Annotated in this window: 19 protein-coding genes and 1 riboswitch; of the genes, 6 read left to right on the plus strand and 13 right to left on the minus strand. The window is 73.1% G+C overall.

Going from position 1 to position 21,219, the window contains the following annotated elements; genetic code table 11:
- Window positions 1-37: 37 nt before the first annotated feature.
- Window positions 38-1,327, minus strand: coding sequence for a metallophosphoesterase (locus tag ACZ6SQ_RS16175; RefSeq protein WP_469561854.1), 1,290 nt, complete (start codon window positions 1,325-1,327; stop codon window positions 38-40).
- A gap of 87 nt (window positions 1,328-1,414) precedes the next feature.
- On the minus strand, window positions 1,415-1,654 hold the full coding sequence (locus tag ACZ6SQ_RS16180) for an SCO4848 family membrane protein (protein ID WP_469561857.1): 240 nt from the start codon (window positions 1,652-1,654) through the stop codon (window positions 1,415-1,417).
- Window positions 1,655-1,745: 91 nt separating this feature from the next.
- On the opposite strand from ACZ6SQ_RS16180, the gene ACZ6SQ_RS16185 reads away from it, so the two are divergent.
- Window positions 1,746-3,053 carry a D-alanyl-D-alanine carboxypeptidase family protein gene (locus ACZ6SQ_RS16185; RefSeq protein WP_469561860.1) on the plus strand — a complete coding sequence of 436 codons (1,308 nt, stop codon included), beginning with the start codon at window positions 1,746-1,748 and terminating at the stop codon, window positions 3,051-3,053.
- On the opposite strand, the gene ACZ6SQ_RS16190 is transcribed toward ACZ6SQ_RS16185, so the two are convergent.
- Window positions 3,007-3,915: a YihY/virulence factor BrkB family protein gene (locus ACZ6SQ_RS16190; RefSeq protein ID WP_469561862.1), complete on the minus strand. Its 909-nt coding sequence runs from the start codon at window positions 3,913-3,915 to the stop codon at window positions 3,007-3,009. The genes ACZ6SQ_RS16185 and ACZ6SQ_RS16190 overlap by 47 nt on opposite strands.
- Window positions 3,916-4,073: 158 nt before the next feature.
- Here ACZ6SQ_RS16190 and ACZ6SQ_RS16195 point away from each other — a divergent pair, with 158 nt between their 5' ends.
- A complete protein-coding gene (locus ACZ6SQ_RS16195) occupies window positions 4,074-5,432 on the plus strand; it encodes an FAD-binding oxidoreductase (protein WP_469561864.1) in 1,359 nt (452 codons plus the stop codon).
- Window positions 5,433-5,468: 36 nt separating this feature from the next.
- A complete protein-coding gene (locus ACZ6SQ_RS16200) occupies window positions 5,469-6,224 on the plus strand; it encodes a decaprenylphospho-beta-D-erythro-pentofuranosid-2-ulose 2-reductase (protein WP_469561867.1) in 756 nt (251 codons plus the stop codon).
- A gap of 28 nt (window positions 6,225-6,252) precedes the next feature.
- Here ACZ6SQ_RS16200 and ACZ6SQ_RS16205 read toward each other — a convergent pair whose 3' ends face one another.
- From ACZ6SQ_RS16205 to ACZ6SQ_RS16215, 3 genes are all read right to left on the minus strand, one after another.
- Window positions 6,253-6,834, minus strand: a complete 582-nt coding sequence (locus tag ACZ6SQ_RS16205; protein WP_469561869.1) for a 2'-5' RNA ligase family protein — start codon at window positions 6,832-6,834, stop codon at window positions 6,253-6,255.
- A gap of 170 nt (window positions 6,835-7,004) precedes the next feature.
- The gene (gene trpS / locus ACZ6SQ_RS16210; RefSeq protein ID WP_469561871.1) at window positions 7,005-8,018 is read right to left on the minus strand and encodes a tryptophan--tRNA ligase; all 1,014 of its coding nucleotides are present in this window, start codon (window positions 8,016-8,018) and stop codon (window positions 7,005-7,007) included.
- A gap of 249 nt (window positions 8,019-8,267) precedes the next feature.
- Complete coding sequence (locus ACZ6SQ_RS16215; protein WP_469561874.1) at window positions 8,268-9,719, minus strand: glycine hydroxymethyltransferase; 1,452 nt, start codon at window positions 9,717-9,719, stop codon at window positions 8,268-8,270.
- 34 nt (window positions 9,720-9,753) lie between these two features.
- A riboswitch (ZMP/ZTP riboswitch) is annotated at window positions 9,754-9,842 on the minus strand.
- Window positions 9,843-9,947: 105 nt separating this feature from the next.
- Between ACZ6SQ_RS16215 and rocD the strand changes: the two genes are divergently transcribed.
- Window positions 9,948-11,153 (plus strand): ornithine--oxo-acid transaminase, encoded by a 1,206-nt coding sequence (rocD, locus tag ACZ6SQ_RS16220; protein ID WP_469561877.1) that lies wholly within the window; start codon window positions 9,948-9,950, stop codon window positions 11,151-11,153.
- Window positions 11,154-11,198: 45 nt separating this feature from the next.
- Here rocD and ACZ6SQ_RS16225 read toward each other — a convergent pair whose 3' ends face one another.
- Genes ACZ6SQ_RS16225 through pdxR form a run of 3 tightly spaced genes read right to left on the minus strand, consistent with a single transcriptional unit; the run spans window position 11,199 to window position 14,197 of the window.
- Window positions 11,199-12,383 (minus strand): glutathionylspermidine synthase family protein, encoded by a 1,185-nt coding sequence (locus ACZ6SQ_RS16225; protein ID WP_469561880.1) that lies wholly within the window; start codon window positions 12,381-12,383, stop codon window positions 11,199-11,201.
- 22 nt (window positions 12,384-12,405) lie between these two features.
- Window positions 12,406-12,762 (minus strand): hypothetical protein, encoded by a 357-nt coding sequence (locus ACZ6SQ_RS16230; RefSeq protein ID WP_469561883.1) that lies wholly within the window; start codon window positions 12,760-12,762, stop codon window positions 12,406-12,408.
- A 43-nt stretch (window positions 12,763-12,805) separates the two neighbouring features.
- Complete coding sequence (gene pdxR, locus ACZ6SQ_RS16235) at window positions 12,806-14,197, minus strand: MocR-like pyridoxine biosynthesis transcription factor PdxR (RefSeq protein WP_469561886.1); 1,392 nt, start codon at window positions 14,195-14,197, stop codon at window positions 12,806-12,808.
- A gap of 47 nt (window positions 14,198-14,244) precedes the next feature.
- Between pdxR and ACZ6SQ_RS16240 the strand changes: the two genes are divergently transcribed.
- Window positions 14,245-14,742 carry a carboxymuconolactone decarboxylase family protein gene (locus tag ACZ6SQ_RS16240; RefSeq protein WP_469561888.1) on the plus strand — a complete coding sequence of 166 codons (498 nt, stop codon included), beginning with the start codon at window positions 14,245-14,247 and terminating at the stop codon, window positions 14,740-14,742.
- Window positions 14,739-15,515 (plus strand): isocitrate lyase/PEP mutase family protein, encoded by a 777-nt coding sequence (locus tag ACZ6SQ_RS16245; RefSeq protein ID WP_469561890.1) that lies wholly within the window; start codon window positions 14,739-14,741, stop codon window positions 15,513-15,515. The genes ACZ6SQ_RS16240 and ACZ6SQ_RS16245 overlap by 4 nt, the downstream gene beginning before the upstream one ends.
- A 161-nt stretch (window positions 15,516-15,676) precedes the next feature.
- Here the strand turns inward: ACZ6SQ_RS16245 and ACZ6SQ_RS16250 are convergent, their stop codons facing one another.
- The 4 genes from ACZ6SQ_RS16250 to ACZ6SQ_RS16265 are packed head-to-tail and all read right to left on the minus strand — an operon-like array spanning window position 15,677 to window position 21,162.
- Window positions 15,677-16,630 (minus strand): ABC transporter substrate-binding protein, encoded by a 954-nt coding sequence (locus tag ACZ6SQ_RS16250; protein WP_469561893.1) that lies wholly within the window; start codon window positions 16,628-16,630, stop codon window positions 15,677-15,679.
- Window position 16,631: 1 nt separating this feature from the next.
- A complete protein-coding gene (locus ACZ6SQ_RS16255; RefSeq protein ID WP_469561895.1) occupies window positions 16,632-18,572 on the minus strand; it encodes an ABC transporter permease subunit in 1,941 nt (646 codons plus the stop codon).
- Window positions 18,572-19,615 carry a quaternary amine ABC transporter ATP-binding protein gene (locus ACZ6SQ_RS16260; RefSeq protein ID WP_469561899.1) on the minus strand — a complete coding sequence of 348 codons (1,044 nt, stop codon included), beginning with the start codon at window positions 19,613-19,615 and terminating at the stop codon, window positions 18,572-18,574. Before ACZ6SQ_RS16260 ends, ACZ6SQ_RS16255 begins: the two co-directional genes overlap by 1 nt.
- Window positions 19,615-21,162, minus strand: coding sequence for a GMC family oxidoreductase (locus ACZ6SQ_RS16265; RefSeq protein WP_469561902.1), 1,548 nt, complete (start codon window positions 21,160-21,162; stop codon window positions 19,615-19,617). Before ACZ6SQ_RS16265 ends, ACZ6SQ_RS16260 begins: the two co-directional genes overlap by 1 nt.
- Window positions 21,163-21,219 lie beyond the last annotated feature (57 nt).

Raw genomic sequence — 21,219 nt, forward strand, 5'->3', positions numbered from 1 at the left:
GCCCCCCGGTGTGTGCGGCTGCGGGCAGCCTCCCCCGTCAGGCCCGCTTCGACGCCAGTTGCACGACGGTGATGTCCGAGGGCGCTCCCACCCGGGTGGGCGGGCCCCAGGCGCCCGCGCCGCGGGAGACGTACAGCTGGGTGTCGCCGTGCCGCTCCAGGCCCGCGAGGGTCGGGTTCGCGGCGGCCGCGACGAGGTTGCCGGGCCAGAGCTGGCCGCCGTGGGTGTGGCCGGAGAGCTGGAGGTCGACGCCGTGCTCGACGGCCTCGTCGATCTGCACCGGCTGGTGGGCGAGCAGCACGCAGGTGCGGGCCCGGTCGCGGTCACCGAGGGCACGGGCGAAGTCGGGGCCCTGGCCCTCGTTCTCGCCCGCGATGTCGTTGACCCCGGCGAGGTCGAAGTACGGCAGCTCGGTGCGGGCGTTCTCCAGCGGCAGCAGACCGAGGCGGCGCACCTCCTCGACCCACTCGCCTGCGCCGGAGAAGTACTCGTGGTTGCCGGTGACGAAGTAGGCGCCGTGCCGGGCCCGCAGCCCGGCGAGGGGGGCCGCGGCCGGGCCGAGGTTGGCCACGCTGCCGTCGACGAGGTCGCCGACCACCGCGATCAGGTCGGGCTGCGTGGAGTTGATCGTGTCGACGACCTTCTGCGCGAAGCCGCGCCCGAGCACGGGGCTCAGGTGGATGTCGCTGACCACCGCGATCCGGAAGCCGTGCGCCGCGCGCGGCAGCTTCGCCAGCGGCACGGTGACCCGCTTCACCCCGGGGCCGCGCAGCACGCCGTACGTGCCGTAGCCGACGGTCCCGACGGCGGCCGCGGCGGCGGCCCCGGCGACGACGCGGGAGACGAACAGGCGGCGGCTGGGGCCGGTGGGCTGCCCGGAGTCGCCGCCGGAGCCGGCGGACTCGGGTTCGGGTTCGGGCTGCGGGCCGGGCCGCGGCTTGGCGGGCGGGGCACCGACCGTCGCGGGTTCCGGTTCCGTGCGCCGTATGTCCGTCGGGGTCGTCCGCTCGGGGCGGCGGCGGTCCAGGAGGATCCGGAGCAGCGGCCGTACGAGTTCACCCGCGGCCACGGCCAGGAACAGATAGAGCGCGAGCGCGAGCCAGAGGAAGCCCGGCCAGGCCAGGGTGCGCTGGAGCCAGAAGGGGGCGTCGGTGCGCTCGGCCACCATGGCGCCGACGAACAGCGCCCAGCCTCCGGCGATCAGTCCGGCGCCCGCCCGGCGGACCCAGCCCGGGGCGGCGGTGGTGTCCCGGAACAGGCGGCGCCACACATACCAGTTGGCGGCGACCATGACGCCGAGTGCGAGCAGTGCGAAGAGGATGACCACGCTGTCGTGTCCCTGATCCGGTGATGACCATGTCGTGCCGACGGTCCCGCTGAGGTGTCCGGCGCGCGGCCGCGCCCGACGGTGCCGCTATGACGTCGCGCGCAGTGCGCGCAGTCCACGCAACCCGATGCCGCCGACGACCGTCCCCAATACGAAGGAGACGACCGCCAGCAGCAGATGCACCCAGAAGTACGCCGTCGGGTCGCCGTCCTCGAAAGCCAGCCCGCTGCCGTCCTTGACCAGGTTCTTGACGAAAGTGACCCAGATGACCCAGCTCCACACCCCGAAAGCGAGCAGGAACCAGGAGACGGGGCGGCTGAGTTTCATAGCACCAGTATCACCGCCGGGTGGCCGGTTCCGTGGCCGGGGTGGGGAGGGGCCCGCGACGTCGACGGACGGTGCCTGTACGTTCTCGATCGTGCCCGCACCCCAGAAGACCGTGAGGCGATCCCTGCTGGTCGCTTCCGCCGCCTTGTTGACCGTGTCCCTCACCGCCCCGGCCGCCCTCGCGGCGCCGAAGCCCTCGCCGAGCGCCTCGGTGACCCCCTCGGCGACTCCCCCGGCGGGCATGTCGACCGTCGGCGGCGCGCGGCTCGGCCGGCCGGGCACCCAGGTCGAGCTGGCGCCCGGCGTCCCGGTGCTGCCCAAGGGCGTCACCGCGCGGTCCTGGATCGTGGCCGACGCCGAGTCGGGCGAGGTGCTCGCCGCGCACAACGCGCACTGGCGGCTCGCCCCGGCCAGCACGCTGAAGATGCTGTTCGCGGACACGCTGCTGCCGAAGTTCCCGCGCACCGAGAAGCACAAGGTGGTCCCCTCCGACCTCGCGGGGGTCGGCTCCGGCTCCAGCATGGTCGGCATAAAGGAGGACGAGACCTACACCGTGCACGACCTGTGGCTGGGCGTGTTCCTGCGCTCCGGCAACGACGCCGTGCACGTGCTGTCCGCGATGAACGGCGGTGTCGAGGCCACCGTCGAGGCGATGAACCGGCACGCCGAGGAGCTCCAGGCCCTCGACACCGAGGTGATCAGCCCCGACGGCTACGACGCCCCGGGCCAGGTGTCCTCCGCCTACGACCTGACGCTGTTCGCCCGCTCCGGGCTGCAGAAGAAGGACTTCCGCGAGTACTGCTCGACCGTGCGGGCCCAGTTCCCCGGCGAGACGAAGAAGAACAAGAAGGGCAGGGCCGTCCGGCAGTCCTTCGAGATCCAGAACACCAACCGGCTGCTGACCGGCGACTACGACATCTCCCAGTACCGCGGCATCGCCGGCGTCAAGAACGGCAACACCACCAACGCGGGCTCCACCTTCACCGGAGTCGCGGAGCGCAACGGCAAGGTGCTGCTGGTCACCGTGATGAACCCGGAGAAGGACGGCCACAACGAGGTCTACAAGGAGACCGCCCAGCTCCTGGACTGGGGCTTCCTGGCGTCCGGCAAGGTGACGCCGGTCGGCGAGCTGGTGGCGCCGAAGGGCGCGGCGGGCGCGCAGCCCGGCGCGACGGCCTCCGGTGCGGCGGGCGACGGGGCGGCGGGGTCCGGCTCCGGTGACAAGGCGGCGGAGGACGGCGGCGGTCGGGCTGCGGTCGGCGCCGCGGAGCCGGGCGGCTCGGGCGGGGTCGGGATCGCCGCGGCGATCACCGCGGGGGTGCTGGCGCTGCTGGCGGCCGGGGTGTTCCTGGTCAACCGCCGCTGGCCGCTGCCGGAGCTGATGCGTCGTCGTCGGTGACCGCCGCGCTCGTCTCCTCCTTCTGCGTCGCCGTCCAGGCGGCGCAGAACAGCAGCAGTTTCGCCGTGAAGTTGATCCACAGCAGCAGCGCCACGGGCACGCCGAACGCGCCGTACATGCTCTTCGTGGCGACGCCCTGGATATAGCCGCTGAGCAGCAGTTTCAGCGCCTCGAAGCCGACGGCGCCGATCAGCGCGGCGACCAGCAGGGCGCGGCGGTCCGGCTCGACACCGGGCAGCAGCGTGAGGACGTAGACGAAGACGAGGAAGTCGGCGAGCACGGCGACGGCGAACGCGGCCGCGTGCAGCAGGATGCTGCCGATCCCGCCCCGTTCGATGCCGAGCTGGTCGACGATCCAGCCGACCGCGGCCGAGGCGACGCCGGAGACGCCCAGCGTGACGAGCAGCGCGCCGCCGAGGCCGAGCAGCACCCCGGCGTCCTTCGCCTTGGCGACGAGCGGGTTCTCCTCCTTGTCCGGCAGCTCCCACACCGCGCGCAGACAGTCCCGCATCGAGCCGACCCAGCTGATACCGGTGACCAGCAGCAGGGCACCGGCGATCAGACCGACCGTGCCGGCGTTGTCGACCAGCGCGCCGATGTTCAGCTGGTCGGAGATGCCGGGCACCTGGTCGGCGATCTTGTCCTGGAGCTCCTGCTGCTGGTCCTCGCTGAGGGTGGCGGCGGCGATCGCGGCAGCCACCGTCAGCAGCGGGAACAGCGCGATGAAGCTGACGAACGTCATCGCGGCGGCCAGCCGGGTCCACTTCACCCGGTCCAGCCGCTCGTACGACCGCCAGGCGTGCGTGGTCGCCAGCCGGATGACGGCCGGTCCGACGACGGGGAGTTTCTTCAGCCAGTCCATGATCCGACCCTGCCCTGTCCGTGGGACACCGATGTGTGGGTACCCCGGAACGGCGGAGCTTCAGCGCTATGGGACGGCATACCATTAATCACCCGTTCCGGTCACAAGCGGTACGTTTCATGACCAAACGCCCGTAGAGCGGCGATACGGTCACCGCCATGCCTGCCGACTCCGACGCCGCCACCGCTCCCCTCACCGGCTGGGGCCGCACCGCCCCCGTCGGCGCCCGGCTGATCCGCCCGGGGAGCTATCTGGAGGCGGTGGCCGCCGTCCGCGGCTGCGGGGCCCGCGGCGGCATCCCGAGGGGCCTGGGGCGGACGTACGGCGACGCGGCGCAGAACGCGGGCGGCAGCGTGCTGGACATGACCGGCCTGGACCGGGTCCACGCCGTCGACGCCGACGAGGGCACCGTCCTGTGCGACGCGGGCGTCTCCCTGCACCGGCTGATCCAGGTGCTGCTCCCCCTCGGCTGGTTCGTACCCGTGTCCCCCGGCACCCGCCAGGTCACCGTCGGCGGCGCCCTCGGCGCGGACATCCATGGCGGGAACCACCAGGTGTCCGGCTCCTTCTCCCGCCATGTGCGCGCGTTCGAACTCCTCACCGCCGACGGTGAGGTCCGCCAGGTCGTCCCCGGCACCCACCTGTTCGACGCGACGGCCGGCGGGATGGGCCTGACCGGGGTGATCCTCACCGTGACGCTCCGGCTCCTGCGGGTCGAGACGTCCCTGATGTCGGTCGACACCGAACGAGCCGCCGACCTCGACGACCTGATGGCCCGGATGACCGCGGCCGGTCACCGCCACCGCTACTCCACCGCCCGGATCGACCTGCTCGCCCGCGGCTCGGCCACCGGCCGCGCCGTGCTGACCCACGGCGACCACGCCCCGCCGGACGCCCTGCCCGCCCGGCGGGGCGAGGAACCGCTCGCCTTCCGTCCCGGCCGCCTGCCCGCCGCCCCCGGCCTCGTCCCCGGCCTGCTGAACCGCCGCACGGTGGGCTGGTACAACGCCCTGCGCTTCCACGGGGCACCCCGCGCGCGGACCGGCGGACTCCAGCGGCTCGGCACCTTCTTCCACCCCCTCGACGCGGTCCCCCACTGGAACCGGGTCTACGGCCGCGGCGGCTGTGTGCAGTACCAGTTCGTCGTGCCGTACGGCCGCGAGGAGGCCCTGCGCCGGATCGTCTCCCGCCTCTCGGAGCGCCGCTGCCCGTCCTTCCCGGCCGTCCTCCAGCGCTTCGGCGAGGCCGGCCCCGGCTGGCTGTCCTTCCCCGCGCCCGGCTGGACCCTCGCCCTCGGCGTCCCGGCCCGGCTGCCCGGCCTCGGCACCCTCCTCGACGAACTGGACGAGGAGGTCGCCGCCGCGGGCGGACGCGTCTGCCTCGCCAAGGACTCCCGGCTGCGCCCCGGGCTGCTGCCCGCGATGTACGCGCGCCTGGACGACTTCCGGGCCCTGCGCGCGGAACTCGACCCACGCGGGGTGTTCACCTCCGACCTGTCCCGCCGCCTCGGCCTCTGACGGGCCGCCTGTCCCTCCCCTCACCCAGGAGCTGCCGTGAAGGACGCCTTCGGTCTGCCCCAGTCGCTGCTCGTCCTCGGCGGTACGTCCGAGATCGCGCTCGCCACCGCCCGCCGCCTGATCGCCCGCCGCACCCGTACCGTGTGGCTCGCCGGACGCCCCTCCCCCGCCCTGGACCGGGCCGCCGCGAACCTGCGCGCGCTCGGCGCCGACACCCGCACGGTCGCCTTCGACGCCCTCGACCTCGCCGGCCACGAGGCCGTGCTCGGCAAGGTGTTCGCCGAGGGCGACATCGACCTGGTGCTGCTCGCCTTCGGCGTCCGGGGCGACCAGGCGCGCGACGAACGCGACCCGGCCGCCGCCGTGCGTGTCGCCCAGACCAACTACACCGGCGCCGTCTCCGCCGCGCTGATCGCCGCCCGCGCCCTCCAGCACCAGGGCCACGGCTCACTGGTCGTCCTCACCTCGGCCGCCGCGGAACGCGTCCGCCGCGCCGACTTCGTCCACGGTTCCGGCAAGGCGGGCCTGGACGCCTTCGCCCAGGGCCTGGGCGACGCCCTGCACGGCACCGGCGTCCATGTCATGGTCGTCCGCCCCGGATTCGTCCGTACGAGGATGACGTCCGGCCTGCCCGAGAGGCCCCTGGCGACCACGCCCGAGGCGGTCGCGACCGCCGTCGAACTGGGGCTGCGGCGCAGATCGGAGACGGTGTGGGTGCCGGGCGCGCTCAGGCTGGTGATGTCGGCGGTACGGCACCTGCCGCGCGGGGTGTTCCGGCGGCTGCCGCTGTAGGAGCGCGCCGGGCCGTGCGGGACACGCCCTAGACGGCCGGCAGCGGGCCCTGTTCCACGGACGCCGCCGTGGCCTGCGGCGGCACCACGGAACCGCCGAAGAGATACTCGCGCAGCATGCGCCACACCCCGTCGGGGCCCTGCTCGTAGAGCGCGAAGCCGGTGCACGGCCAGGCGGCCTCGTAGTCGGCGAGCTCCGCGAAGGCGCGGTCCATGGCCGCCTCGTCGATGCCGTGGGCCACGGTGACGTGCGGGTGGTACGGGAAGTACAGCTCCCGGGCGACCGGCCCGGAGGCGTCGCGCACCTGCTGCTGGATCCGGGCGCAGTCCTCCCCGCCCTCGACGACCTTGACGAACACCACCGGCGACAGCGGACGGAAGGTGCCCGTCCCGCACAGCCGCATCGGGAAGGGCCGCCCGGCCGCGGCGACATGCGTCAGATGCGCCTCGACGGCCGGCAGCAGCGCCGGCTCGACCTCGGTCGGCGGCAGCAGGGTGACATGCGTGGGGATGCCGTGAGCCGCGGCGTCGCCGAAGCCCGCGCGTCGCTCCTGGAGGAGGCTGCCGTGCGGCTCCGGGACCGCGATCGACACACCGATCGTCGTCCCCACGTCGTCTCCTGTCGTCGTGTCGGTGGCTGGTACCGGCGGACCGGGCTCACGCCCGGCCGTCCCGGCTTTCGAGGGTACGGCCACGGCCGTGCTCCGGGCAGGCGCAGCCGAAGTGATGTGCAGCGCTCTGCCCGGTGGAACGGATGTGCGGTGGTGCGCCCCTGGCCGGCTCAGTGCTTGGCCGGCAGGAAGCCCACGCGGTCGTAGGCCTGCGCGAGCGTCTCCGCCGCGACGGCACGGGCCTTCTCCGCACCCTTGGCCAGGATCGAGTCCAGCGTCTCCGAGTCGTCCAGGTACTGCTGGGTCCGCTCCCGGAAGGGCGTCACGAACTCGACCACGACCTCGGCGAGGTCCGTCTTGAGCGCACCGTAGCCCTTGCCCGCGTACTTCTCCTCCAGTTCGGCGATTCCCGCACCCGTGAGGGTCGAGTAGATCGTCAGGAGGTTGCTCACGCCCGGCTTGGCCTCGGCGTCGTAGCGGACCACCGTGTCGGTGTCGGTGACCGCGCTCTTGACCTTCTTCGCGGTCGTCTTCGGCTCGTCGAGCAGGTTGATGAGGCCCTTCGGCGTGGACGCCGACTTGCTCATCTTGATCGCCGGGTCCTGGAGGTCGTAGATCTTCGCCGTCTCCTTGAGGATGTACGGCTTGGGGATCGTGAAGGTGTCCCCGAAGCGGCCGTTGAACCGCTCGGCGAGGTCACGGGTGAGCTCGATGTGCTGGCGCTGGTCCTCGCCCACCGGCACCTCGTTCGCCTGGTAGAGCAGGATGTCGGCGACCTGGAGGATCGGGTACGTGAACAGGCCGACCGAGGCGCGGTCGGCGCCCTGCTTGGCGGACTTGTCCTTGAACTGCGTCATGCGCGAGGCCTCACCGAAGCCGGTGAGGCAGTTCATGATCCAGGCGAGCTGCGCGTGCTCGGGCACATGGCTCTGGACGAACAGCGTGCAGCGCTCGGGGTCGAGCCCGGCCGCGAGCAGCTGCGCGACGGCGAGCCGGGTGTTGTCCCGAAGCTCCTTCGGGTCCTGCGCGACCGTGATCGCGTGCAGGTCGACGACCATGTAGAACGCGTCGTGGGACTCCTGGAGCGCCACCCACTGGCGGACGGCACCGAGGTAGTTGCCGAGGTGGAACGAGCCCGACGTGGGCTGGATTCCGGAGAGCACGCGAGGTCGGTCAGAGGCCATGCCCACCATTCTCTCAGGTCGCGGGGAGCGGTCGGGTCCTGGTCCGAAACAGGCGGGCACCGATCCGTCTCCGGCGGTGTAACAAGGGACCCGGGCCGCTGTCGGTCGTCGCCCGTGAGACGAGGAACACAGTGCCGCCGGATGCGGCGGGGCGGTGCCGACAACGCCGCGCGACGGCCCGGGAGGAGTCCGGGCCGTCGCGGGGGCGGCCCCGTCAGGAGCTGATCGATCCGTGCGTCACGGGTGGCGTCAGCCGAGGTCGACCTCGGGGTAGAGCGGGAAGCCCGCCACCAGGTCGGTGGCCCGGTGGGCGATCTCCTCGGAGATCTTCGTGTCGAGGACGTGGGAGGCCTTGGAGGGAGCGCCGGACTTGGTGGTGCCGGCCTCGGTGGCGGTGAGGACGCGGTCGATGAGACCGGCCACCTCGTCCATCTCGGCGGTGCCGAGGCCGCGGGTGGTCAGGGCCGGGGTGCCGACGCGGATGCCGGAGGTGTACCAGGCGCCGTTCGGGTCGGCCGGGATCGCGTTGCGGTTGGTGACGATGCCGGAGTCCAGCAGGGCGGCCTCGGCCTGGCGGCCGGTGAGGCCGTAGGAGGTGGCCACGTCGATCAGGTTGAGGTGGTTGTCCGTGCCGCCGGTGACCAGGGTCGCGCCGCGCTTCATCAGACCCTCGGCGAGGGCGCGCGAGTTGTCGACGATGCGCTGGGCGTAGTCCTGGAAGGAGGGCCGGCGGGCTTCGGCGAGGGCCACGGCCTTGGCGGCCATGACGTGCGGGAGCGGGCCGCCGAGCACCATCGGGCAGCCGCGGTCGACCTGGTCCTTGAGGGAGTCGTCGCACAGGACCATGCCGCCGCGCGGGCCGCGCAGCGACTTGTGGGTGGTGGTGGTGACGATCTGGGCGTGCGGGACCGGGTCGAAGTCGCCGGTGAGGACCTTGCCGGCGACCAGGCCCGCGAAGTGGGCCATGTCGACCATGAGCGTGGCACCGACCTCGTCGGCGATCTCGCGCATGATCCGGAAGTTCACCAGACGGGGGTAGGCGGAGTAGCCGGCGACGATGATCAGCGGCTTGAACTCGCGGGCCTGGGCGCGCAGGGCGTCGTAGTCGATCAGGCCGGTGGCCGGGTCGGTGCCGTAGGAGCGCTGGTCGAACATCTTGCCGGAGATGTTCGGGCGGAAGCCGTGGGTCAGGTGGCCGCCGGCGTCCAGGGACATGCCGAGCATGCGCTGGTTGCCGAAGGCCTGGCGCAGCTCGGCCCAGTCGGCCTCGGTGAGGTCGTTGACCTGGCGGGCCCCGGTCTTCTCCAGGAAGGGGACCTCGACGCGGTCGGCGAGGACCGCCCAGAAGGCGACGAGGTTGGCGTCGATGCCGGAGTGCGGCTGCACGTACGCGTGCCGGGCGCCGAACAGCTCACGGGCGTGCTCGGCGGCGAGCGCCTCGACCGTGTCGACGTTGCGGCAGCCGGCGTAGAAGCGGCGGCCTACGGTGCCCTCGGCGTACTTGTCGCTGAACCAGTTGCCCATCGCGAGGAGAGTCGCCGGGGAGGCGTAGTTCTCGGAGGCGATCAGCTTGAGCATCTCGCGCTGGTCGTGGACCTCCTGGCCGATGGCGTCGGCGACGCGCGGCTCGACGGCGCGGATCACGTCGAGGGCCGCGCGGAAGGCGGTGGACTCGGTGGAGAGGGGCTGCTGCTCGGGCATGTCGGCCTCCGGACGGCGTGTGTGGTCACGGTTCACGGCTGGCCCAGGCGCACGGCACTGATCTCACACGAGCCGCTCCCCGATGGTCGGTCCCATCCCAGCGCGCCAGTCACGGCCCTCGGCCAGCCTACCGGGCGGTTCCTCGCGCGCGGCTCCCGCGTCCACCATGCGGGCGACGATAGAAGGTAGGTCTGCCCTCATTTGTCTGCCACACCTCCGGGAGACGCCATGACCGCCACCGACGCCCTCATCGCCGCCGCAGAGGCGCACAGCGCGCACAACTACCACCCCTTGCCGGTGGTGGTGGCCACGGCCGACGGGGCGTGGATGACGGATGTGGAGGGGAGGCGGTACCTGGATCTGCTGGCCGGCTACTCGGCGCTCAACTTCGGGCACGGCAACCGGCGGCTGGTCGAGGCGGCGAAGGCGCAGCTGGACCGGGTGACGCTGACCTCGCGGGCCTTCTACCACGACCGCTTCGCCGCCTTCTGCACGGAGCTCGCGGACCTGTGCGGCATGGAGACGGTGCTGCCGATGAACACCGGCGTGGAGGCGGTGGAGACGGCGGTGAAGACCGCCCGGAAGTGGGGGTACCGGGTCAAGGGCGTGCCCGCGGAGATGGCGAAGGTCGTCGTCGCGGGCGGCAACTTCCACGGCCGCACGACGACGGTGATCAGCTTCTCGACGGACCCCGAGGCGCGGGCGGACTTCGGGCCGTACACGCCGGGCTTCGAGATCGTGCCGTACGGGGATCTGACGGCGATGCGGTCGGCGCTGACGGAGAACACGGTGGCGGTGCTGCTGGAGCCGATCCAGGGCGAGTCGGGGGTGATCGTGCCGCCGGCCGGCTATCTGCCGGAGGTCCGCAGGCTGACCCGGGAGCGGAACGTGCTGTTCGTGGCGGACGAGATCCAGTCCGGGCTCGGGCGCACGGGGCGGACCTTCGCGTGCGAGCACGAGGGGGTCGTGCCGGACATGTATGTGCTGGGCAAGGCGCTGGGCGGCGGGATCGTGCCGGTGTCGGCGGTGGTGTCGAGCGAGGAGGTGCTCGGGGTGTTCCGGCCCGGGGAGCACGGGTCGACGTTCGGCGGGAACCCGCTGGCGTGCGCGGTGGCGCTGGAGGTGCTCGCGATGCTGCGGACGGGCGAGTACCAGGAGCGGTCGGCCCTGCTCGGCGAGCGGCTGCACGGGGAGCTGTCGGCGCTGTCCGGCGGCGGGCGGGTCACGGCGGTGCGGGGGCGCGGTCTGTGGGCGGGGGTCGACATCGCCCCGGCGTACGGGACGGGGCGGGAGGTCTCGGAGCGGCTGCTGGAGCGCAGGGTGCTGGTGAAGGACACCCATGGGCACACGATCCGGATCGCGCCGCCGCTGGTGATCTCCGAGGAGGACCTGGACTGGGGGCTGGCCCAGCTGCGGGAGGTGCTGAGCGCGTAGCGCCCGGCCCTCGCCGAAGCCCGTGCCGCCGGCCGCGACCCCGCTTCAGAGGATCACATGCGGCAGGAAGCGGGCGTACTCGTCGGTGACCAGGCCGGAGGACTCGCGGATGCCGAGGCCGGCGGACTCGCCGTCGACGACCCACGCGCCGAGGACGACGTGGTTGCCGTCGAAGGCGGGGAGGGGGGCCAGCTCCTGGTAGCAGCAGGGCTCGTCGCGGGGGACGGGGGCGGTGCCCGGCGGGTGCACGGTGACGCCCGCGCCCTCGCGGCCGAGCAGCGGCTTGGCGACATAGCCGGTCGTGGCGGCCGGCTCACGGGGGCCGTCGAGGTGGGCGGCCAGGAGGTTGGGGTGGCCGGGGTAGAGCTCCCAGAGGACGGCGAGCAGGGCCTTGTTGCTGAGAAGCATCTTCCAGGCCGGTTCGATCCACAGGGTGGTGCCGGTGCCGCCGCCGTTGTCGAGGCTGTCCAGGACGTGGCCGGCGAAGCGGTCGGTGGTGAGCCACTCCCAGGGGTAGAGCTTGAAGACGCTGCGGATGAACTTCAGGCGCTTGTCGACGAACCGGCGGGAGAGGCGGTCCCAGCCGATGTCCTCCATGGAGATCCACTCGGTGCCGAGCCCGGCCTGTTCGGCGGTCTCGCGGAGGTAGGCGACCGTCATCAGGTCCTCGCCGAGTTCGTCGGCGCTGGAGTGGGCGAAGTACAGGGGGCTGCCGGGCGGGAGCAGGGAGGCCTGGCGCCGCCAGGCGGCGACGAGGCGTTCGTGGAGGGAGTTCCACTGGTCGGCGCCGGGGAAACGTTCCTCCATCCAGAACCACTGCGGGCTGGCGGCCTCCACCAGGGACGTGGGGGTGTCGGCGTTGTACTCCAGCATCTTGGCGGGGCCGGTGCCGTCGTAGCGGAGGTCGAAGCGGCCGTAGACGGAGGGGAGTTCGTCGCGGCGGTGCCAGGCCTCGGTGACCGCGCGGGCGAGGCGCGGGTCGGTGATGCCGAGGTCGGCCAGGCGGTCGGTGCGCACGATGTGGGCGGCCGCGGCGAGGCACATCTCGTGGAGCTCCTCGACGACCTCCTCCAGCGCCTCGACCTCCTCCAGGGAGAAGACGTAGTAGGCGCTCTCGTCCCAGTAGGGGCGCAGGGAGCCGTCGGGGTGGCGGGTGAGCGGGTAGATCAGGCCCTGCTCCTCGACGGTCTGCTGCCAGCCGGGGCGGGGCGCGATCGTGCGGCGTTCCATGGCGGTGTCCGTGCGGGCCGGGTCAGCCGCCGCCGCTGCCGCCCGAGCAGCCGAAGCCGCCCCGGTCGACGGCCTCGCTGCGGCTGAAGGTGCCGTAGTCGGCGTAGCCGCGGTCGATGTCGGCGTCGTAGTACCAGGCGGCGTCCCGGGTGCCGGACTTGCGGTTCTTGCCGCTCTTTCCGTACGAGGAGGAGGACGACGAGCCGGACTTGCAGTTGCTGTCGGCGACGACCTTGTAGCCGTTGAGGTAGTCGTAGCTGTCGCGGTCGACGCAGCGGCGGTCCGGGTCGGAGCCGCAGGACGTGAGGGCCGCCGCGACGACGCCCATGCCGCCGAGGACGACCGTGCCGGAGCGCAGCCGTCGCCGTGCTTCTGCCATGTCGGTTGTCTCCCCCGAGAGTTCGTGCGTGTGCCCGCACACCCTAGTGGAGGGCCGCGCACAGCGCGTCGAGGGTCCCCGCCCAGGCATGGTCGGGCGGGGTTCCGTAGCCGATGACCAGGGCGTCGGGGGCTTCGCCTGCGGCGGCCGGGTGGCGGTGGAAGGACAGCCCGTGCACGGCGAGACCGTGCCAGGCGGCGGCGCGCAGGACGGACCGCTCGGTGCCCGGCGGCAGCCGCAGGACGGCGTGGAGTCCGGCCGCGATGCCGGTGACCGTGACCTGCGGGGCGCGTTCGGCGAGGGCGGCGACCAGGGCGTCACGGCGGCGCCGGTAGCGCAGCCGGGCGGCGCGCAGATGGCGGTCGTAGGCGCCGGAGGCGATGAACTCGGCGAGGGTGAGCTGCTCGACCACGCTGGCCGAGCGGGCCCCGCCCAGCGCCGTGACCTCCTCCACCAGCGGGCGCGGCAGCACCAGCCAGCCCAGACGCAGACCGGGGGCGAGGGACTTGCTGGCGGTGCCGAGATAGGCGACGCGGTCGGGGTCCAGGACCTGGAGGGCGCCGACGGGCTGGCGGCGGTCGTAGCGGAACTCGCCGTCGTAGTCGTCCTCCAGGATCACTCCGCCGGTGCGGCGGGCCCAGTCGACGAGGGCGGCGCGGCGGTCGGAGCGCAGTGCGAGACCCATGGGGAACTGGTGGGCGGGGGTGAGCAGCACCGCGCCCTCGGCGGCCAGGCCCTCGGTGACGGTGCCGTGGTCGTCGAGCGGCAGCGGCGCGGTGCGCAGGCCCTCGCGTTCCACCAGGCCCCAGTGCATGTCGAGGCCGTAGGACTCCACGGCGAGGGTGTCGAGGCCGCGTCGGCGCAGGGCCTGGGCGAGCATCCGCAGTCCGTCCGCGAAGCCCGCGCAGACGACGATCCGGTCGGGGTCGGCGCGCACCCCGCGGGCGCGGGAGAGGTATCCGGCGAGGGCGGTGCGCAGTTCGACGCGGCCGCGCGGGTCGCCGTAGCCGAGGGCGTCGTGCGGGGCGGCGGCCAGGGCGCGGCGGGCGGCCGTGAGCCACTGGGCGCGCGGGAAGGAGGAGAGGTCGGGGGTGCCGGGGATCAGCGAGTGGGCGGGGCCGGCGGCCGGGCGGCGGTGCGGGGGCGGGAGCGTCTCGGGCGCGGCGGGCGCGGTGCGTTCGGCGACCCTGGTGCCCGAGCCCTGCCGCCCGGTGAGCCAGCCCTCGGCGACGAGGTCGGCGTAGGCGTCGGCGACGGTGTTGCGGGCGATGCCCAGGTCGGCGGCGAGCACGCGGGAGGACGGCAGCCGGGTGCCGGGGGCGAGCCGGCCGGTGCGCACGGCCTCGCGCAGGGCGTCGGTCAGACCGCGGCGCAGCCCCGGCCCGGCGGGTTCCAGATGCAGGTCGATGCCGAAAGTGGCCCACGGTTTCGCCATGACAATGGACCATACCCGTGGGCCTTCGGGTTCCTAGGGTCGTAGACATGACTACGGAAGAGACGGTCGAGTACGCCCCCGAACGCCCCGCCCGCCTGGCCTGGGCCGAGCTCGCGCCCGATGTGTACAGGGCGATGGTCCGGCTGGAGACGGCCGCGAAGAAGGGCCTGGACCCGCGGCTGGTGGAGCTGGTCAAGATCCGTGCCTCGCAGCTCAACAACTGCGCCTTCTGCCTGGACATGCACAGCAAGGACGCGCTCGCCGCGGGGGAGAGCGTGGAGCGGATCGTGCAGCTCGGCGCGTGGCGGGAGTCGGAGCACTTCTACACGGAGCGGGAACTGGCGGCCCTGGAGCTGACCGAGGCGGTGACCGTGCTGACCGACGGTTTCGTGCCGGACGAGGTCTACGAGCGGGCCGCCAAGCGGTTCGAGGAGGCGGAGCTGGCCCAGGTGATCGCGGTGATCACGGTCATCAACGCGTGGAACCGGTTCGGTGTGACCTGCCGGATGGCGCCCGGGCACTACCGGCCGGGGGCGCACACGTGAGCGACGGGCGGTCCGGCCCGGTGAGCGGCGGCGGGGCGGCGGTCCTGCGCGCCCTGCACCGGCGCCCCTCCCCCGCCGACCCCCTGGTCCTGCCCGGCCCCTGGGACGCGGCCGGTGCCCGGGTCCTGGTCGAGGCGGGGTTCCCGGCGCTGGCCACGCCGAGCGCCGCCATCGCCGCCTCGCTGGGGTACGAGGACGGGCGGACCCCGGCCGACGAGATGTTCGCGGCGGTCGCGCGGATCACCCGGGCCGTGGACGTGCCGGTCTCGGCGGACGTCGAGGGCGGGTACGGACTCGCCCCGAAGGAGCTGGTGGAGCGGCTGCTCGAGGCCGGGGCCGTGGGCTGCAATCTGGAGGACTCGGCCCACGGCGTTCTCAAGGATCCGGGGCGGCACGCCGACTGGCTGGCCGAGGTGCGGTCGGCCGCGGCGGACCAGCTGTTCGTGAACGCGCGCATCGACACCTTCCTGCGCGGGGTCACCGATCCGGACCGGGCCATCGAGCGGGCCGCGCTGTACGTGGCGGCGGGCGCCGACTGCGTCTACCCGATCGGCGCCCCGCACGCTCTGCTGCCGCTGCTGCGGTCCGGGATCCAGGGGCCGGTCAACGTCCTCGCGCCGCTGGGGGACGGCGGGGACGGCGAAGGCGAGGGCCACGAGGGCCCCTCGCTCGCCGAGCTCGGTGAGCGAGGGGCCACCCGGATCACGTTCGGCCCCGGCCTCCAGCGCCGGGCGAACCGCGCGCTGCGCGAGATCGCCGAACGGCTGAGGTGAAGGCGGGGCCGGCCGTGTACGGGCCGGCCTTCGGCCGACGGCCGGGCCGGCCCGTACGCCGGGCCTGCGTGCGCGGGGGCGTCAGGACCACCGCGTACGCCGGGCCCGCTCGTGGGGCGGTGTCAGGACCACCGCGCGCCGGGCCCGCTCGGGGGACGGCGTCAGGACAGCCAGGCGCGCCAGGTGGACTCGTGGCCCTCCACCCACTTCTGCGCCGCGTCCTCGGGGCTGAGCTTCTGGTCGGCGATCATCAGGGAGACCTCGTTCTGGTCCTCGGTGGTCCACGTGAACTTCTTGAGGAACGCGGCCGCCTCGCCGCCGGACCGGGCGAAGTCCGCGTTGAGGTACTTCTGCAGCGGGGTGTGCGGATAGGCGCAGGCGACCTTCTCCGGGTCGGCGTCGCAGCCCTCCTTGTACGCGGGCAGCTTCACCTCGGTCATGGGGACCTTCTTGAACAGCCACTGCGGCGCGTACCAGTAGGTCAGGAACGGCTTCCGGGCCTTGGCGAACTGCTGGATCTGGGTGATCTGCGCGGCCTCGGACCCGGCGAACACGACCTGGTAGTCCAGGTCGAGGTTCTTCACCAGCGCCTTGTCGTTGGTGATGTAGGACGGGGAGCCGTCCATCAGCTGGCCCTTGCCGCCGCTCTCCGGGGTGCGCATCTGATCGGCGTACTTGTCCAGGTTCTTCCAGTCGGTGACGTCCGGGTGCTTCTTCGCGAAGTACGTCGGCACGAACCAGCCGATGTGTCCGGTGACGCCGAGGTCGCCGCCGCGGGCGATGGTCTTCTTGTCCTCGACGTAGCGCTGTTCCTCGTCGGGGTGGCCCCAGTCCTCCAGCAGGGCGTCGACGCGGCCCTGGCTCAGCGCGTCCCAGGCGGGCACCTCGTCGATCTGGACGGTGTCGACGCGGTAGCCGAGCTCGTGCTCCAGCAGGTACCTGGCGACGGCCACGTTGGCCTGGGCGCCCACCCAGGACTGCACGGACAGGGTCACGGTCCGGGCGCCCTGGGCGTTCGCGAAGGGCGAGGCCTGCCGGGTCATGTCGGCCGCGCCGCAGCCGGTGAGCAGCAGCAGCGCGCCGGCGGCGGCCAGGGCGGTGGTACGGGTACGCATCTCAGGCTCCCTTCGTCGCGCGCCGTTCGGTGGGCTGGGTCACGCGGTCCAGCATCAGGCCCAGGCAGACGATGGCGGCGCCCGCCACCAGACCGGTGGCCAGATCGCCCTGGGCGAGGCCGAGGACGACCTCGTAGCCGAGCGCGCCACCGCCGACCAGGCCGCCGATGATGACGACGGCGAGGACCAGGACCACGCCCTGGTTCACCGCCAGCAGCAGCGCGGGGCGGGCCAGCGGCAGCTGGACCTGGCGCAGTTGCTGCCAGGCAGTCGCGCCGAGCGAGCGGGAGGACTCCAGCGCGGCCGGGTCGACCTGGCGCAGGCCCTGGGCGGTGATCCGCACGACGGCGGGCAGCGCGTAGACGACGGCGGCGGCGACGGCCGGAGCGCGGCCGACGCCGAACAGCGCGACCACCGGGATCAGGTAGACGAACTGCGGCATCGTCTGGAAGACGTCGAGGACGGGCCGCAGCAGCTTCTCGAAGCGCTCGCTGCGGGCCGCGGCGACGGCGGTGGCGACGCCCAGGACCAGGGTGACGGCGACGGCGGCCAGCACCTGGGACAGCGTGTCCAGCGCGGGCTCCCACACGCCGAGCGCACCGATCGCGGCCATCGCGGCGACCGCGGTCAGCGCGGTGCGCCAGGTGCCGATCAGCCAGGCCAGGGCGGCGACGGCGAGCAGCACGGACCACCAGGGCAGCCACAGCAGGCCGTCGCGCAGCGGGTCGAGCACCCAGGTGGTGAAGTGACCGGCCCAGTCGGCGGTGCCGCCGACCACGGGCACGCCCGAGTACAGGTGCGCGGTCATCCAGCCGACCACGCGGTTCACGGGCGCGGCGATGTCCAGCACCCAGGCCTCGGGCCACTCCAGACGGCTCGTCAGCCACCCGGCGAGGGCGATCGCGGCCGCGGCGCCCAGGGCGTACGGCCATGCCGAGCGCGCCGGTGCCGGGACCTGGCCGCTGCGGCCGGCGGCGGCGGTGACACGGTCCAGCACGACCGCGAGCAGCACGATCGGGATGCCGGCCGCAAGGGCCGCGCCCACGTCGACGGAGGCCAGCGCCTGGTAGACGCGGTCGCCGAGGCCGCCGGCGCCGATCACCGACGCGATGACCGCCATGGACAGGGCCATCATGATCGTCTGGTTGAGGCCGAGGAGGAGTTCCTTGCGGGCCAGCGGCAGACGGGCGGTCAGCAGCCGCTGCCGGGCGGTGGCGCCCAGCGAGTCGACGGCCTCCAGCACGCCCGGGTCGGCGCCGCGCAGGCCCAGCGCGGTGAGGCGGGCCATGGGCGGGGCGGCGTAGACGACCGTGGCGAGCACGGCCGCGGGGACGCCGATGCCGAAGACCAGGACGACGGGCAGCAGGTAGGCGAAGGCCGGCAGCACCTGCATGGTGTCGAGCACGGGCCGCAGCGCGCGGTGCGTCCGCGCGGACAGCCCGCCCGCGAGCCCGAGGAGCGCGCCGACGGCGACGGAGGCGGCGACCGCCACCACCATCAGCGCCAGCGTCTGCATCGTCGGCACCCACATGCCGAGGGCGCCGCAGGTCAGGAAGGCCGCCGCGGTGCCCGCGGCGAGCCGTGCCCCCGCCACGCGCCAGGCGACGGCCGCGCCGATCGCGGTCACACCGGCCCAGCCCACGGCGAGCAGTGTGAGGTAGACGGCGCGTACGGCTAGGACGACGCCGTTGCTGACGTGGCCGAGGCCGTAGAGGAACACCGGGTGGGTGTCGCGGTTGTCGATGATCCACGCACCGGCGTCGGTGAGGGGCTTGTCGAGGTCGACGGTGAGCGCGTCGGGCCAGGCGCCGCCCGCCCAGCGGGCCTGGGCCAGGGGTACGAGGACGGCGGCGGCGAGCGCCAGCAGCAGCAGCTTGCGCGCGGCCGGGCGTTTGAGGAAGCCGGGCAGGGTGTGGGGGGCGGGAGCGGTGAGGGTGGCCATCACGCCACCTCCTCACGCGGCTGGGCGCCCGCGACGACGCCCAGCAGCCGGGCGTGGTCCACGACGCCGAGGCAGCGTCCCGACTCCATCACCCGGGCGGGCTCCCCGGTGCGGGCCACGGCCTCGATCGCCTCGGCGACCGTCGCCGTCGGCGCCACGGCCGGGCCGGAGACGGACTCCTCGGGCGTCGCCGGGCGCATGGCCGTACGGACGGTGATGACCTGCTCGCGGGGCACGTCACGGACGAAGTCGCGGACATAGTCGTCGGCCGGGGAGCCGACGATCTCCTCGGGGGTGCCGAGCTGGACGACCTGGCCGTCGCGCATGAGGGCGATGCGGTCGCCGAGCTTGAGGGCCTCGCCGAGGTCATGGGTGATGAAGACCATCGTGCGGCCCTCCTCACGGTGCAGGCGCACGACCTCCTCCTGCATGTCCCGTCTGATCAGCGGGTCCAGTGCGGAGAACGGCTCGTCGAACAGCAGCACCTCGGGGTCCACCGCCAGCGCCCGGGCGAGGCCGACGCGCTGCTGCTGGCCGCCCGACAGCTGGCTCGGCCGGCGCTGCTCCAGGCCTTCGAGGCCTACTTTCTGCACGACCTCGGCGGCCTTGGCGCGGCGCTCGGCCTTGCCGACGCCCTGGATCTCCAGACCGTAGGCCACGTTGTCGAGGACCGTGCGGTGCGGCAGCAGGCCGAAGTGCTGGAAGACCATCGCGGCGCGGTGGCGGCGCAGTTCGCGCAGCCGGGCGGTGTCCATGGCGCGGACGTCCTCGCCGTCGATGGCGAGGGAGCCGGCCGTCGGCTCGATCAGCCGGGTCAGACAGCGCACCAGGGTGGACTTGCCGGAGCCGGACAGGCCCATCACGACGAAGACCTCGCCCTTGCGGACGTCGAAGGACACATCGCGGACGGCGGCCGTGCAGCCGGTGCGGGCGCGCAGCTCGGCCGGTTCCAGCGCCGCCAGCGCGGGGTCGGCGGGGACGCGGTCGGCCTTGGGGCCGAACACCTTCCACAGGCCCTGGACGGAGAAGACGGGGGTACTCATCACGCACCACCTCCGATCAGCTCGACGGCCTTCTCACCGACCATGAGCACCCCGATCATCGGGTTGACGGCGGTCATGGTCGGGAACACGGAGGCGTCGGCGATCCGGATGCCGTCCAGGCCGCGGATCCTCAGCTCCGGGTCGACGACGGCCAGTTCGTCGTCGCCCGCGCCCATCCGGCAGGTGCCCGCGGGGTGGTAGACGGTGTGGGCGGCCTTGCGGGCGTACTCGCTCAGCTCCTCGTCGCCGGTGACCTCCGGGCCGGGGCACACCTCGCGCTTGAGCCAGCCGGCCAGCGGCTCGGCCTTGGCGATCTCGCGGGCGATGCGGATGCCGTCGACCAGAGTGCGGCCGTCGTAGTCGTCCTCGTCGGTGAAGTAGCGGAAGTCCAGCGCGGGCTTGACCGACGGGTCGGCGCTGGTGAGATACAGCCGCCCGCGGGACTTCGGCTTGGGGATGTTCGGGGTCATGGAGACGCCGAACTCCGGCCGCTCGTAGCCCAGTCGCTCCGGATTGTCCGTGAACGGGATCTGGTAGAAGTGGAACATCAGGTCAGGGCCCTGGTGTTCAGGGTCACGGCGGACGAACAGGCCCGCGTCGGAGTCCATCGCGGAGTTCTCCGGGATGGGGCCGTGGGTCTCCCACACGATCACCGACTCGGGGTGGTCCAGCAGGTTCTCGCCGACGCCCGGCAGATCCAGCGCCACCGGTATGCCGAGCGCCTCCAGGTCCGCGCGCGGGCCGATGCCCGAGTGCAGCAGCAGCCGCGGCGAGTCGACCGCGCCCGCGCAGAGCACGACCTCGCGCCGGGCCCTGACGAGGATCTCCTCGCCGTCCTCGGTGCGCACGTGGACGCCCTCGGCCCGGGTGCCGTCGAGCTCCAGGCGGTGCGCCCAGGTCTCCAGCAGGATCGTCAGGTTGGGCCGCCGGTCCATCACCGGGTGCAGATACGCCACCGACGCCGAGGAGCGCTTGTTGTTCTCGGGGTGGTAGGCGAGGTCGAAGAAGCCGGCGCCTTCGGTGAAGGGTCTGGTGTTGAAGCCCTCGACGCGCGGGACGTCCAGCGCCGCCCGTGCCGCGTCCACGAAGTCGCGGGCGATGGCGTTCCGGTCCTTCTCGTCGACGGGGACGATGTTGTTGAGCAGCCGGGCGTAGTACGCCTCCATCTGCACCGCGCCCCAGCCCTTGGCGCCGGCCGCCTCCCACTCGTCCCAGTCGGACGGCAGCGGCTTGAAGGCGATCAGGGTGTTGTGGCTGGAGCAGCCGCCCAGCACACGGGCGCGGCTGTGCCGGATGTGGGAGTTGCCGCGGGGCTGCTCGGTGGTCGGGTAGTCGTAGTCGAGCTCTCCGCCGAGCAGGCCCATCCAGCGGCGCAGCGTCAGCACGTCGTCGCGGCCGACGTCGCTGGGGCCGCCCTCGATGACGGCGACCGTGACGTCCGGGTTCTCCGTGAGCCGCGAGGCGATGACGGAGCCGGCGGTGCCGCCGCCGACGACGACGTAGTCGTACGTGTGGGGGTCGTGGGGGGTGTTCGTGTCATGGGTCATGCGGGGTACTCCTGGAGGCGTGGGGGCCTGGGAACTCGGGGGTCTTGAGGGACCGGG

The sequence above is a fragment of the Streptomyces sp. NPDC048600 genome, assembly GCF_055587025.1.

Bases quoted from the DNA above. Each gene is read 5' to 3' on its own strand.
- ACZ6SQ_RS16180 (WP_469561857.1), bottom strand. From the start codon at position 1,654: ATGAAACTCAGCCGCCCCGTCTCCTGGTTCCTGCTCGCTTTCGGGGTG.
- ACZ6SQ_RS16190 (WP_469561862.1), bottom strand. From the start codon at position 3,915: ATGGACTGGCTGAAGAAACTCCCCGTCGTCGGACCGGCCGTCATCCGG.
- ACZ6SQ_RS16195 (WP_469561864.1), top strand. From the start codon at position 4,074: ATGCCTGCCGACTCCGACGCCGCCACCGCTCCCCTCACCGGCTGGGGC.
- trpS (WP_469561871.1), bottom strand. From the start codon at position 8,018: ATGGCCTCTGACCGACCTCGCGTGCTCTCCGGAATCCAGCCCACGTCG.
- ACZ6SQ_RS16215 (WP_469561874.1), bottom strand. From the start codon at position 9,719: ATGCCCGAGCAGCAGCCCCTCTCCACCGAGTCCACCGCCTTCCGCGCG.
- rocD (WP_469561877.1), top strand. From the start codon at position 9,948: ATGACCGCCACCGACGCCCTCATCGCCGCCGCAGAGGCGCACAGCGCG.
- ACZ6SQ_RS16225 (WP_469561880.1), bottom strand. From the start codon at position 12,383: ATGGAACGCCGCACGATCGCGCCCCGCCCCGGCTGGCAGCAGACCGTC.
- ACZ6SQ_RS16230 (WP_469561883.1), bottom strand. From the start codon at position 12,762: ATGGCAGAAGCACGGCGACGGCTGCGCTCCGGCACGGTCGTCCTCGGC.
- pdxR (WP_469561886.1), bottom strand. From the start codon at position 14,197: ATGGCGAAACCGTGGGCCACTTTCGGCATCGACCTGCATCTGGAACCC.
- ACZ6SQ_RS16240 (WP_469561888.1), top strand. From the start codon at position 14,245: ATGACTACGGAAGAGACGGTCGAGTACGCCCCCGAACGCCCCGCCCGC.
- ACZ6SQ_RS16250 (WP_469561893.1), bottom strand. From the start codon at position 16,630: ATGCGTACCCGTACCACCGCCCTGGCCGCCGCCGGCGCGCTGCTGCTG.
- ACZ6SQ_RS16255 (WP_469561895.1), bottom strand. From the start codon at position 18,572: ATGGCCACCCTCACCGCTCCCGCCCCCCACACCCTGCCCGGCTTCCTC.
- ACZ6SQ_RS16260 (WP_469561899.1), bottom strand. From the start codon at position 19,615: ATGAGTACCCCCGTCTTCTCCGTCCAGGGCCTGTGGAAGGTGTTCGGC.
- ACZ6SQ_RS16265 (WP_469561902.1), bottom strand. From the start codon at position 21,162: ATGACCCATGACACGAACACCCCCCACGACCCCCACACGTACGACTAC.